General features: G+C 68.9%; 11 protein-coding genes. 6 read left to right on the plus strand and 5 right to left on the minus strand.

What is annotated here, in order from left to right:
• Positions 1-208: 208 nt before the first annotated feature.
• The gene (locus NQ034_RS14005; RefSeq protein ID WP_257049588.1) at positions 209-1,114 is read right to left on the minus strand and encodes a LysR family transcriptional regulator; all 906 of its coding nucleotides are present in this window, start codon (positions 1,112-1,114) and stop codon (positions 209-211) included.
• Between the two features lie 134 nt (positions 1,115-1,248).
• On the opposite strand from NQ034_RS14005, the gene NQ034_RS14010 reads away from it, so the two are divergent.
• The 3 genes from NQ034_RS14010 to mmsB all read left to right on the plus strand — a co-directional run bounded on the left by NQ034_RS14010 (position 1,249) and on the right by mmsB (position 3,122).
• Complete coding sequence (locus NQ034_RS14010) at positions 1,249-1,668, plus strand: YidH family protein (RefSeq protein ID WP_257049591.1); 420 nt, start codon at positions 1,249-1,251, stop codon at positions 1,666-1,668.
• Positions 1,665-1,994 carry a DUF202 domain-containing protein gene (locus tag NQ034_RS14015; protein ID WP_257049593.1) on the plus strand — a complete coding sequence of 110 codons (330 nt, stop codon included), beginning with the start codon at positions 1,665-1,667 and terminating at the stop codon, positions 1,992-1,994. Before NQ034_RS14010 ends, NQ034_RS14015 begins: the two co-directional genes overlap by 4 nt.
• A 219-nt stretch (positions 1,995-2,213) precedes the next feature.
• The gene (mmsB, locus tag NQ034_RS14020; RefSeq protein ID WP_257049594.1) at positions 2,214-3,122 is read left to right on the plus strand and encodes a 3-hydroxyisobutyrate dehydrogenase; all 909 of its coding nucleotides are present in this window, start codon (positions 2,214-2,216) and stop codon (positions 3,120-3,122) included.
• 139 nt (positions 3,123-3,261) lie between these two features.
• Here the strand turns inward: mmsB and NQ034_RS14025 are convergent, their stop codons facing one another.
• Positions 3,262-3,969 (minus strand): YggS family pyridoxal phosphate-dependent enzyme, encoded by a 708-nt coding sequence (locus NQ034_RS14025; RefSeq protein ID WP_257049596.1) that lies wholly within the window; start codon positions 3,967-3,969, stop codon positions 3,262-3,264.
• 127 nt (positions 3,970-4,096) lie between these two features.
• Here NQ034_RS14025 and NQ034_RS14030 point away from each other — a divergent pair, with 127 nt between their 5' ends.
• The gene (locus tag NQ034_RS14030; RefSeq protein WP_257049598.1) at positions 4,097-5,995 is read left to right on the plus strand and encodes an NHL domain-containing thioredoxin family protein; all 1,899 of its coding nucleotides are present in this window, start codon (positions 4,097-4,099) and stop codon (positions 5,993-5,995) included.
• An 87-nt stretch (positions 5,996-6,082) separates the two neighbouring features.
• On the opposite strand, the gene NQ034_RS14035 is transcribed toward NQ034_RS14030, so the two are convergent.
• The 3 genes from NQ034_RS14035 to NQ034_RS14045 form a co-directional block, all read right to left on the minus strand.
• Positions 6,083-7,087 carry a hypothetical protein gene (locus NQ034_RS14035; protein ID WP_257049599.1) on the minus strand — a complete coding sequence of 335 codons (1,005 nt, stop codon included), beginning with the start codon at positions 7,085-7,087 and terminating at the stop codon, positions 6,083-6,085.
• 137 nt (positions 7,088-7,224) lie between these two features.
• Positions 7,225-8,415 (minus strand): ABC transporter, encoded by a 1,191-nt coding sequence (locus NQ034_RS14040; protein ID WP_257049601.1) that lies wholly within the window; start codon positions 8,413-8,415, stop codon positions 7,225-7,227.
• A gap of 81 nt (positions 8,416-8,496) precedes the next feature.
• The gene (locus NQ034_RS14045; protein WP_257049602.1) at positions 8,497-10,845 is read right to left on the minus strand and encodes an LPXTG cell wall anchor domain-containing protein; all 2,349 of its coding nucleotides are present in this window, start codon (positions 10,843-10,845) and stop codon (positions 8,497-8,499) included.
• A 211-nt stretch (positions 10,846-11,056) separates the two neighbouring features.
• On the opposite strand from NQ034_RS14045, the gene dcd reads away from it, so the two are divergent.
• Together dcd and NQ034_RS14055 are read left to right on the plus strand one after the other, a co-directional pair.
• Entirely contained in the window at positions 11,057-11,638 is a 582-nt protein-coding gene (gene dcd / locus NQ034_RS14050) for a dCTP deaminase (protein WP_257049603.1), read from the plus strand.
• A 67-nt stretch (positions 11,639-11,705) separates the two neighbouring features.
• The gene (locus tag NQ034_RS14055) at positions 11,706-12,719 is read left to right on the plus strand and encodes a hypothetical protein (RefSeq protein ID WP_257049604.1); all 1,014 of its coding nucleotides are present in this window, start codon (positions 11,706-11,708) and stop codon (positions 12,717-12,719) included.
• Positions 12,720-12,845: the final 126 nt, after the last annotated feature.

Here is a 12,845-nt window from a genome sequence, read left to right on the forward strand (position 1 = left end):
GGCTGACGCTCGTACTCGCGAACGAACTCACGGACCTCTTCGACGGTGAATCCCACAACGCTGACCATGCGAGATCACTCTCCTTTGCTTGATCGTGACTGACTCACAACCAGCTTGGCAAAGAGGGCACATACGCATATACGCGTATGTGTTGCAGGTTTGCGCATGCGATGTGCCGGCCGCACAGGACCGAGACCGTCCGAGGGCCTCAGCGCTGCTGTTTGAGCGCGCCGAGGACCGCGGTGACCAGGGGCGAGCGCAGGGCCTCGGGCCGGATCGAGGCCCAGTAGCTGATCCGACGGGTGAAGTCGGGGACGACGCGCACCAGTTCGGAGTCCCCGGGGTGCTCGCCGGCCATGAACACCGGCAACAGGCCCACGCCCATCCCCGCGATGGTCGCACGGACCTGCGCCTCAACGGAGTTCGAGGAGACGAAACCGGCCGTCGTGGGACTCGAGTCGACGGCCCCGTCGAGTGCGTCGACGTCCAGGGAGTGCTCCGGATAGTAGACGATCCGGTGTCCGGCCAGGTCCGGCAGAGCCTCGGGGGTGCCCACCTGGCGCAGATAGTCCCGGCTGGCGAACAGCCCCAGGGAGTACTTGCGCAACGGGTGCAGCGTCGAGTTGCTCACCTGCGGTTTGTCGACGACGACCTCGATGTCCATCCCCGTGCGGTACCTGCGCGCCTTGCGCGTGACGGTGTTGAGTTCCAACTGCAGTCCCGGATGCTGCCGCTGCAGGGCCGCCAGGGCGGGAATCGCGAAGTGCAGGACGAAGGCCTCGGGGGCGGCGATGCGCACCGTGCCCACCAGCTCGCCGGTGCCCGTCTGGGCCGTGCCCGAGGTGATGCGCAGCAGGGCCTGTTCGATCGCCTCGGCGGCGGGCAGGAGCTCCCTGCCCTGGCCGGTCAGTTCGTACCCGCCGGCTGCAGCCGTCAGGACTCGCTGCCCGATCGCCTTCTCCAGCGCCGCGATGCGCCGCGAGATCGTCGTGTGGTTGACTCCCATGCGCTGGGCCGCAGCGGTGTACTTGCCCAGTCTGGCGACGGTCAGCAGGGTCAGCAGGTCGTCGGGGGCGATGTGCGGGTGCACAACCGGTTTCTCGCTGGCGTTCATGGATTGAATGATATCGGCGCGCCGGGTGCGGCATGACCGGGCGGGGTCGGGCCGGGTGTTCCCGGACGGGCACGGTACTCCTGGACGGACCCTTGGTGGATGCCTGCCGCGGTTACGATGGGCGGGGAGGATTTATGAACGACGATGAGCGCAGCGCGGCCGACGAGCACCTCGTCGACGGCCATCCGATCGACGAGCGCACCGCGCTGGCCCGCCGGGTGTTCCCGGACGGCGAGGAACCCGATCCGCGCTTCACCCTGGCCAATGAGCGGACGTTCCTGGCCTGGACGCGCACCTCGCTGGCCTTTCTGGCCGGCGGCATCGCCCTGGAGGCGGTGCCCCTGCACGGGGTTCCCGACTGGATGCGCACCCTGCTGGGCGTCTTCGTCATCGTGGTGGGCCTGGCGATCTCGGCCGGCGCCGCCGTGCGCTGGATCCACGTGGAGCGGGCCATGCGCCATTCCCGCGCGCTGCCGCTGCCGGCGATCATCCCGCTGCTGTCAGCGGCCGCCGTGCTGGCCTGCGTCATCGCCCTGGTGATCGTGCTGCTGTGAAGGATCCCCGCCCCCATCAGGACCTCGGCTTGCAACCCGAGCGCACGGCGCTCGCATGGACGCGGACCACCGTGTCCTTCCTGGTCGCGGCCGCCATCCTGTTGAAGTGGACGGGGAACTTCGGCTGGCCCATCCTGGTGCTGGTCGCGGGCCTGGCGATCACGGGACTGCTCGTCCTGGCCCGCCAGCGCATCCGCTATACGCGCGGCGCCCGGGGCATTGTGGGCGGCCGGGTGCGGCCGAACCTGCGGGCCGTCATCACCCTGACGTGCTGCCTGTGGGCGATCGGGATCGCCGAGCTCGTCCTCCTGCTGCTGTCGAGCTGAAGCCCCGCGCCGCAGGCCACGCGCAGGCCCGCTGAGACGGGCCGCAGGTCCAGCGCCCGCCGATTCCAGCTCATCGGATCTCTGCGCTCGTGCACATTCCGGGTGCGAAGTTTCTGCACCCGTGCACATGACCCAGGTCACCAAGTCAGGGGCAAACGGCCTAGAGTGGGGAGACGAGACATAGCTGGATGTGAATCATACGGATGCAAGGAGGCATCGATGGCTACAATCGCGTGGATCGGGCTGGGGAACATGGGCCGCCCGATGACCAAGAACCTGGTGGCGGCCGGCCACACTGTCAAGGGCTTCGACCTGGTGCCCGAGGCCGTCGCCGCGGCGGCTGCCGACGGCGTGACACCTGCGGTCTCGGCTGCCGATGCCCTGGCCGGCGCCGATATCGCCTTCACCATGTTGCCCAAGGGCGAACACTGCCGCGCGGCCTACTTCGGCGATGACGGCATCTTCGCCCTGGCCTCGCAGGACACCCTGCTGGCCGACTCCTCGACGATCGACGTCGCCACGGCCAAGGACCTGCACCAGGCGGCGCGCGAACACGGCTTCCGCTTCATCGACTCACCGGTCTCCGGCGGTGTCACGGGTGCGGCGGCCGCGACGCTGACGTTCATGCTCGGCGGGACCGACGCGGATGTCGCCGAGGCCCGACCGATCATCGACGTGATGGCCGGCAACGTCTTCCACGCCGGCGGCGACGGCGCGGGTCAGGCGGCGAAGATCGTCAACAACATGCAGCTGGCCATCAGCATGCAGGGCGTGGTCGAGGGCGCGGTGCTGGCCCAGCGCCTCGGCCTGGATCCCAAGACCTTCTTCGACATCGCCAAGGTGTCCTCGGGCGATTCCTGGCCGCTGCGCACCTGGTACCCGGTGCCAGGCGTCAGCCCGACGGCGGCCTCGAACAACGGCTTCGAGCCCGGTTTCTCCACGATGCTCATGCACAAGGACGTGGGCCTGGCACTGGCCGGCGCACAGGAGGCCGGGATCGACCTGCCGGCCGCCACCCTGGTGCACGAGAACCTGTCCAAGCTCATCGAGGAGGGCCTGGGGAACAAGGACACGACGATCCTGATCAAGCAGATCGATCCGAACGCGGAGGGCCTGCCGCAGGACTGATCCGGCGGGACCGGCCGGATGCCGGTCCGGCAGCAGCCCGACCGCACCCACTCAGGCCGCACCGACTCAGGCCGAGGCCGTACCAGGGTTCCGAGGAATCGGAACCCTGGTGCGGCCTCGGCGTCGTAGAGGGGCGGCCCTAGACGGTGGGCTTGGGGCGGGCGCCGAAGACGCTCGAGCCCACCCGGACCATGGTCGCGCCCTCGGAGATCGCCAGTTCGAAGTCGCCCGACATGCCCATGGACAGCTCCAGGGCCGTATCGTCGAGCAGCCCATCGGCGTGCAACTGATCGCGCAGGGTGCGCAGGGCGGCGTAGCTGGGGCGGATCTGCTCCTCGGTCTCACCCGGCAGGCCGATCGTCATAAGCCCGCGCAGGCGCATCCGGTCCAGCGGGGCCAGGGCGCGCACCAGCTCGGCGGCGGCTTCGGGGGCGACCCCCGATTTCGAATCCTCGCGCGAGGTGTTGACCTGCACGAAGTACTCGACGGTGGAATCGAGGACGTCCAGGCGGCGCTGGATCTTCTCCGCCAGGCCCGGATCGTCGATCGACTGGATACAGGACGCCCGGCCCAGTGTGTGGTTGACCTTGTTCTTCTGCAGGGGCCCGATCAGGTGGGACTCGTGTGCGATATCGGCCAGCTCATCGAACTTGGCGACCAGTTCCTGCACGCGGTTCTCGCCGATCAGCGTGAAACCGTGTTCCAGGGCCACCCGGATCTTCTCGGCCGGCTGTGTCTTGGTCGCCAGCAGCACCTGCACGGACTGGCCGTAGGGGCTGGCGGCCGCTGCCGCGTCCACCCGGGTTCGAATGTCGTCGAGGTTGGTCCGAATCTCCGTATCCCACATGCCTCCCATCCTACGTGGCGCTCCCCGGGGCGCTGAGCGTTGCGGGCGGGCTCGCGCGGCAGGTCACAGCGGTCACAGTGTGAAATCCCGTCGATCCGTCTGGGAGCCGCCGTGGAAGAATGGGCACATGGCTGAAACCCTCAAAGTCCGCGCCCCTGAACTGACCGGCCGCCGCTGGCTGGGCACTGCCGGCAAGGACCTGAAACTGACGGATCTGCGCGGGAAGATCGTGCTGCTGGACTTCTGGTCCTTCTGCTGTATCAACTGCCTGCACGTGCTCGACGAACTGCGCCCGCTGGAGGAGAAGTACTCCGATGTGCTCGTCATCATCGGCGTGCACAGTCCCAAGTTCGAGTTCGAACGCACGGAGGAGGCGCTCGACAAGGCGGTCGAGCGCTACCACGTCGACCACATCGTGCTCGACGATCCCGACCTGATCACCTGGCAGGCCTATACCGCCCGCGCCTGGCCGACCCTGGCCGTGGTCGATCCCGAGGGCTATCTGGTCGCCTCGATGTCCGGCGAAGGGCACTCCGCCGGGCTGACGGGACTGATCGACCAGCTGGTGGCCGAACACGAATCCGCAGGTACCCTGCACCGCGGTGACGGCCCCTATGTGCCGCCGCCGGCACCGGAGGGCGAACTGTTCTTCCCCGGCAAGATCACCCGCCTGGCCACTGCCGGGCACCGGGGCAATCTGCTGGTCTCGGACTCCGGACACCACAGCCTGGTCGAATACGATCCGGCCGGCACCACTGTGCTGGCCCGGATCGGCTCGGGTCAGCGCGGAAAGGCCGACGGTGGACCCGCCGAGGCCTGTTTCAGCGAACCCGGCGGCACCACGGAACTGCCCGCGGAGCTGGCGGACCGGGTGGGCTACCACGTGGTGGTGGCCGACACCGTCAATCACGAGCTGCGCGGGGTGAACCTGGACACCGGGGCCGTCACCACCCTGGCGGGCACGGGGGAGCAGTACATGGTCGGAGCCGGGGACAATGTGCCCGCCCGCCCCGGCGACACCGGCCGCTACGCCGGTCCCGCGACCGGGGTGAAGCTCTCCAGCCCCTGGGATGTGCTCTTCGTGCCCGCCACCGGCCGGGTGCTCGTGGCGATGGCCGGCAATCACACGATCTGGGAATTCGACCCGGCCACCGGTCTGATCCGCCAGTTCTCCGGGACCATGAACGAGGGCCTGAAGGACGCAGGTGCCGAGGAAGCCTGGTTCGCCCAGACCTCGGGCCTGTCCCTGTCCGCGGCCGGCGATGTGCTCGTGGCAGATTCGGAGACCTCGGCCCTGCGCCGGCTGGATCCGGCCACCGGCGCGGTGACCACTCTGGTGGGCACCGGCCTGTTCGACTTCGGCTTCCAGGACGGCCCCGCCGCCGAGGCCCGGCTGCAGCATCCGCTGGGCGCAGCCGAACTGCCCGACGGGTCGATCGCGATCGCCGATACCTACAATGGTGCGATCCGCCGCTTCGATCCTGTAAGTGGGCGCATGAGCACCCTGGCCCGCGATCTGGCCGAGCCCTCGGACATCCTGGTGCTCGACGACGCCGAACCCGCCCGCCTGCTGGTGGCCGAATCGGCTGCGCACCGGCTGACCGCCGTGTCGATCCCCGCTGATGCGCTCGAGGTCAACGAGGGCGCGCAGCAGACCAGCCGACCCGCCACCGTGCTGGGCACGGGAGAGCTGGATCTGCAGGTGTCCTTCAGCGTCCCGGCGGGCCAGAAGCTCGACGACCGGTGGGGCGATCCGACCTATCTGCAGGTCTCCTCGACGCCGCCCGAGCTCATCACCGCGGGTGCCGGCGGCGCCGAGGGGCTGAGCCGCAGCATCACTCTGGCCGATGGCTTCGCCGAGGGCGTGCTGCACGTGACGGCGCGCGCGGCTGCCTGCGATGGGGAGCCGGGCGGGGAGATCCCGTTGCACGCGGCCTGCCATCTGTACCAGCAGGACTGGGGCATCCCCGTCGCGTTCTCCGCCGACGGCCCGCACGAGCTCGAACTGGGGCTGCGCGGGGCCTGAGGCGCAAACACGTCGTTTCCCCGCAAACACGTTGCTGCAGTAGCGTGTTTGCGGGGAAACGACGTGTTTGGTTCGGGCCGCTGGCTGCTAGGAGGCGGTGCCCAGGTCCTCGCCGCCTGCTGCGGGGGTGAAGGAGACCTCGTCGCCGGTCACCCCGACCTTTCCCGAGATGTTGACCTCGACGGTTGACGTGAAGTCCTGCTCATAGGCGCTCACCGCATCCCGGGAGCGGCCCGAGACCGTGAAGGTGGCCGGCGCCGGGCGCAGCAGGATGCCCTCGGGCGTGCTGGAGAGCCGGATGTCGGGATAGTCCGTGACCCGCCAGGTCACATCGCCCAGGATGTCGTTATCGCTCTGGTAGCCCATTGCGCAGCCGGTGGGCATGAGCACCTTCTGCTTGACGCACGCGTCGAGCTGGGAGCGCACCCGGTCGTTCACGGCCCGGGTCAGGGCCGCGGTGGGCTGCGGGTTCAGGGTGACCGGGACCTCGGCCCCTGGTTCAAGCGCCTCCGCGCGCACCGGGGTGGCCTTGAGGTAGGTGGCGTTCGAGGCGACGGAGTAGGTCGCGGGGAAGAGCACCGGCAGATGGTCGGTGGCGCCCAGTTTCAGGGACTGCCCGTTGACGGTCGCATTGGACACCCCACCGGAGACGTCGAGGGTGGGCCAGGCGGGCACGTCCACGGCCCACGAGCGGTACATGCCCCAATCGCCGGGGCCCGCCACGACGTCCAGATCGAGTTTCCGGGAGGCCGTGCCGAGGAGGAACTCGACGCTGACCCGCGCGGTGGTATCACCGGTGGAGTCAACCGCCGTAACGGTGGGCTTCTGGGGCAGATCCGCGGCATTGTCCAAAACGGCCTCGCTGAAGGCCGCCGAATCGGTGGCCGGAGCCCGCACCCAGCGCAGGGCCGCATGGGCGTCGGCGGCGCCCACAGCGCGCAGATAGTGCAGGACGGCCTGGGCCGGGGTATAGCGCAGGGCGTTGAGCGCGGGGACGCTGCCGGCGGCCAGGAGTGCGACGATGCACGCGGCGCTCAGCCAGATGCGCCCGGCGCCGGTGCGCGCTCCATTCCGGTGTCCCATTGCCCTCACGCCCACCAGCGTATCCCACACACGGTGGAGTCCGCCCAGAGTTCCACTACGCCCTGAATCGTCGATTGAGAGCGCTCCCAATCGGTTTTTCCGACAATTCATGTCGTAGTGGAACTCAAGGGGGCGGGTGGGGAGGGTCAGTTCTGGATGACGGTGGGGGCGGCGTCGACGGGGTAGGCCCGCAGCTCGGCGGTGCGGACCTGGACCCACAGCCGGGTGCCCACGTGGATCGCGGCGCGCTGCGCGGCGACCGAGGCCCCCAGCCCCGGATGCACCAGGCCCCACTCGTGTCCTGGCGCGGTGGCGCCGCGGAAGTCGAACAGGTCCGCGGCCATCACCAGTCCGACCTCGGTATCCGAGGGGGAAAGAGTGACCTGGACGCGGTCGCCGGAGTCGCGGATCCCGGTCACCAGGGCTTCGAAGACGACCTCGGCGTCGAAGGCCGGATCGTATTCGTCCAGGGACAGCACGGCCGCCGAGGTGGGGATGGTGACGAACAGCTTGCCGTCGAGTTCCGTTTTGGCGCGCACCTGTGAATGGCCGATCGAGATCCAGCCCGAACGCGCCAGCCCGGAGAAGACATTGACCCCTGCGATGCTCGCGGCCAGATTCGATCGGGGTGCTGCGATCTGTTCGCCCAGGGGGCCGTAGTCGGCCAGCTGGTCCTTCTCCACCATTGCCGCATTCGGGGCCATGAGGGCCGCGTCGATCCGGTTGTTCGTCGCGGTGATCAGTCCGATGCCGAAATCGGCCACCGCGGCCAGGGCATTGGCCCGCAGGCCGGCGCGGGCGCCCCCGCTCAAACCCATGAAGGGTTCGTGGACGCAGGCCTGGGCCCGGCCGTGTGCCAGGGCGTGGGCGAATTCGCAGGCCAGCTGCGCACGGCCCAACTGTTCGGGGCCCAGCTCGCCCACCCGGGTCCGGCGCAGGGCGGGATAGTCAAGCGCGAAGTGGCGGCCGGCGCGGGCGAAGGCCGCCGAGCGTGGATCGACCAGACGGGCCACCGCCCTGGCTAGGCGGACGCGGGGGCCGCCGGCCAGGAGCCGGTTGGCCGAGGTCCCCCTACCCTCCGCCGGGCTCACCGTCGCGTCCGCCGCCGAGCCCGCTCCGATCCGGGCCCGCAGGCCCGCCAGGACGTCTGCGACATTGTCCGGATCGCCCGCCAGGACAAGGGATTCGCCCGGGGCCAGGGGCTCCGGACGCACATCGAGGCTTGCCCCACCGACGCGCAGGCCGCACAGGTCGAGGCCGCCGTTCGCAGGTGGAACAGGGGTGCCGGAGTGGGCTTGTGGGGTCTGGGAATTCTGGGCGGGCTGGGAAGTCGTCACCGATCCAGTGTAGAGCGCCCCGGTCGCGTCGAACGCACGGCGGCGGGCCGCCGCGCGTTCAGATGGTGCCGGTTCGCAGCCTCAGCTGCCGGCGCCCACCTTGCGGCGGGTCACGACGACGGCCGCGCCGCCGACCACCAGAAGACCGGCGCCGAGTGCCAGACCGGCCATCTCGGCACCGCCGGTGCGGGGCAGTTCGGATGCCGGCGAGGCGTTGGTGGCCTCGTCGGATGCGTCCCCGCCGGTGCCCTGCTCGTCTGCGGAGTCGGAGTAGTCGGCACCCGCCTCCTGCTCTCCGGAACCTGAGCCGGGCTGATCGGCCGCATAGGGCGCCTGGCTGTCGTCGGAGTCATCGCCGGAGTCCCCGGTCGTCTCATCCGCGGAGTCATCGTTCGAATCCTCGGGCGAGGTGTAGGTGTCGGCACCCGATCCCTCGCCGCCCTTGTCCGGGCTGTAGGCGGGTTCGGAGTCCGAGCCGGACCCACCGCTGGTCGATTCGTTCGAACCGGCGGACTGGCCCTGGGAACCGCTGCCCTGGGAGCCCTGGTCCTGTGAGGCCCCGGTGCCGGTGTTCTGCGCATCGTGCCCGGTCGAGTCCTGCGACCCCTGCGAGTCGGAGTCCTGCGGGCCCTGGGGCGCAGTGGCCTTCTGGGCGTCGTCCTCGTCCTGCTGGGTCATCGGCTTGCCCGCGGCCTTGACCGAATTCGGATCGGATTCGTTGTAGACGTAGAACCAGCCGGTGGCCTTGATCGGTTCGGGCTTGGAGACCTTGGGCTCGGCCGCCTTGTCCTTCTCCTTAGCCTGTGCGGCGTCCTTCTGCTTGGGCTGCGTGCCGGCCTTGGCGATCTCGGCCGTGCTCTGCTTCCCGGCGGTCTTGTCAGCCGATTTCCCGGCTGCCTTGTCCTCGGCCTTGACCTTGACGATCTTGTCGGGCACGCCCTTGCCGGTGACGGTGATGTCGTACTTGCCGACATAGGTCTTCATGAAGTCGGCGAGGGCCTTCTCCTGATCGGCCTTCTTCGTCTTCGTCAGGTCGATGTTGACGCCCACCCCGAAGGACACGACGCCCTTCTTATTCGCCTTGGCGGTCGTGCTGAAGGTCTTGACCGAGCCCTCGACCTTGTCGACCGTGAGCGTGTACGTCGCGCCGGGCAGGGCGTTCTGCATGTAGATCCGCAGACCGTCGGCCGACTGCTTGATCTTCTTGGCCTTGGCCCCTGCCTCGACCGCGAAATCGGAGGCCAGGATGCCCTGGTCCGAATACGTCAGCTTGGGCGCCGGCGCCTTCTCGACCCTCGTGGTCGGCGCGGGTTCGGGCGTTGCGCTGGGCTTGGGAGTCGCGGTCTCGGTGGGCTTGGCGCTCGGCGTCGCCGATGCGCTCGGCGCCGGAGTGGACTCCGTGGGCTTGCCGCTTGCGGTCGCGGTGGGCTTCGGCGCCTGCGTCGTGGGAGCCGCCGAGGTGGCGGTGTCCGTGGGCGCGGGCGTCTGGGCCGGAGCGCTCGTCGCAGGCGCGCTCGGCGCCGGGGCGGAGCTCGCGGGAGCGGTGGGCGCACCGGTGGTCGCCGATTCCGCGGGCGCGGGTGCCTCGCTCGTGGTGGGCGCGGAGGTCTCCGGCTCACTGGGCTCGGGTGCCGCGGTGGTTTCGGTGGGCGTCGGGCTCGCCGCATCGGTGGGCTCGGCCGTGTCACTGGGCTCGGGCGCCGCGGTGGACTCCGCCGGCGTGCTCGACTCACTGGGCTGGTCGACCACCGGCGGCTTGGCGGTCGCGGTTGCGGGCAGGGTGCCCGCGGTTGGGACGTGGGTCGGCTCGGCGGATTTGCTGGGGCTCGCCGATTCGCTCGGATCCTGCGTCGCAGTGTCCGTGGGTTCCGCGGCCGCGCTGGTCTGCGGCGCCGAGGTCTCGGGCGCCTGGCTCGTCGCGGACTCGCTGGGCGTTGCCGATTCACTGGGCTGCGCGGATTCGCTCGGCTTCGTGGACTCCTTGTCATCGGCGACCACGTTGAACGTGACCTTGGCCGATGCCTTCTTCGTCGTGGAGTCGGTCAGGTAGAGCTGGTAGGCGCCCTCGGGCACCTTGGCGCTGCCGGAGACGTTGAAGAAATAGCTGCCGGTGACACGGCCCTTGTCATCAACGCGCAGATCGGTCCCCGGTGTGTACGGGGTGCCGTCGGTGCCGATCACGGTGACCTTGGCGGTCTTCCCCGCGCTCAGCCCGGTGCCGGTGAACTTGATTCCCTTGGACTTGTCCGCGATGGCGGTCTGGTCGACCTCCTTGGCGGCAGTCGCCGCCTGCGGATCGACCTTGGCCGAGTCCTTTGCGCTCTTGGCGGTTGCCGAATCGGATGTGCTAGCGACTGCGGGCACGGCGACTAAACCGGTAACCGCAACGGCTACTGCGGGGGCAAGCACAAGACCTTTGACAGTCTTCACAGTATGACCTTTCGGTTGGTGCGATGTCCGCCCACGCGAAAGATGACAGCTTTCCCGGCTTCCATGGTTGAAAGAGGAAGGCACCATCGGCGCGGGCACTTGTCGGGTTCACTCTAGACCATGAGTGAGTGAATCTACAGCCCTTATGCAGTGTCCTCGGCGTGTCGCGGCGAATCGTCCGGGACCCGGTCGGCGCGTTAGAATCACGGGTGTGAGCCTTCTATCCGACCGCGAGATCCGCGGTGAAATCGCGGCGGGGACGATCGGGTTGGACCCCTTCGATCCTGCGCTGGTGCAGCCGTCGAGCGTCGATGTGTGTCTGGACCGGTGGTTCCGGCTGTTCGACAATCACAAATACTCGGTCATCGACCCCGCCACCGAACAGCCCGAACTGACCCGCCTGGTCGAAGTCGACCCGGAAGAGCCCTTCGTCCTGCACCCCGGCGAGTTCGTGCTCGGGTCGACCAAGGAACTCGTGACCATCCCCGAGCACCTGGCAGCCCGCCTGGAGGGCAAATCCTCCCTCGGCAGGCTGGGCCTGCTCACCCACTCCACAGCCGGCTTCATCGACCCCGGATTCTCCGGCCACGTGACCCTCGAACTGTCGAACGTCGCAACGCTGCCGATCACGCTGTGGCCCGGTATGAAGATCGGGCAGCTGTGTTTCTTCGCCCTGTCCTCACCGGCCGTCCACCCCTATGGCTCGGACCCGGCGACGAAGAACCGCTACCAGGGCCAGCAGGGCCCCACGGCCAGCCGGTCGTATCTGAACTTCTACCGCAGCCCCTTCTGAAAAGGGGCCACCCGATGATGCGCCGAGCGCAGCCGGGCTGTGCCGGCCCGTGCATGAGGAGGCAGAGATGAGCACCGCACTTCCCCCGACCATCGAGCTCGCCCAGAGCCATCTGCTGCTCCTGGACGCCCAGTCGGGATTCTCCGACGTCGTCGCGCTCGCGGGCAACCGCGATCCGCGCCTGTCGTTCGACGGCCCACGGGCCGATCCCGACCGCCACGGCAGGGCCGATGTCGAAACGCTCGTCCTGGGCAGGGGCCTCGGCGTCCTCGATCTGTGGACCGCACGGTTGAGCAGGTACTCGTTCCTGGCCGGGCCCATCGCCGTCGACGCGGCCATGGCCCAAGCCCTGGGCCTGCCCGAGTGGGTGGAGAAGCTGGTCGTCCTGAGCGGACCCCGGCAGCGGGAATCCGAGCCGCCGCCGGATTGGTTCCGCGACGTCGAGGGACGGGCCGAATTGTTCCCGCACGGTCTGCCCGAGCAGGAGGAGGGCCGCAATCTGGATCTGCTGGCGGCGATCGCCCGGCGGCTGCAGACGGCCCTGCGGCTGGCCGATGAACCGGGCTCCGCCGCTGCGCGACTCCTGGTGCCCGACTACGGCCGGGCGCACGACATCACCGTGTACTCCGCGCTCTGGCTGTGCCCCGAACTGCTGTTGGAGCGGGTGCGGGCAGTCGAACCGGGTGCCGAGTTCCCCGCGGAGATCTCCGCGGCCGCCCAGGCCAGGGCCCGGGAACTGATGGCCCCCGGTGACGAGGGCGTGATCCCCGACGGCTACGCGGTGGAGGTCCCGTTGAGCTTCAACGGCCAGGATGCGGGCGAGGTGGAGCTGGGGGTCTACGTCGAGGAGGCGCCCCCGGAACTGCTGGCCGATCGGGCCGAGGCCTTCGTCGGCTATCAGATCAGGTGGATCGACCCGGAATTCGGTTCCGAGCACCAGTCGCTGGGTGAGGAATTCCAGGCGATGCGCGTCTTCGCCTCGGAGCGGATCGACCGTCTCGCCGGGGCGGTGATCAGGGCCGCCAACGGTGTCGCCTTCGATTCGGACGGATTCCTGGTAGCCGAGCACCAACTGGGCTGAGCGAGGCCATCGGAAAGAGTGGTGGACTGCGGAGTCCGGCCCTTTGCGCGACAACCGCGGTTGACATAATAACTTGCCCGCAAATGTCGGATTGTGAAAGAATGGTTTCGTTCTCAACCGTCCCGA

Source organism: Brevibacterium moorei (genome assembly GCF_024580735.1).
GTDB lineage: Bacteria > Actinomycetota > Actinomycetes > Actinomycetales > Brevibacteriaceae > Brevibacterium > Brevibacterium moorei.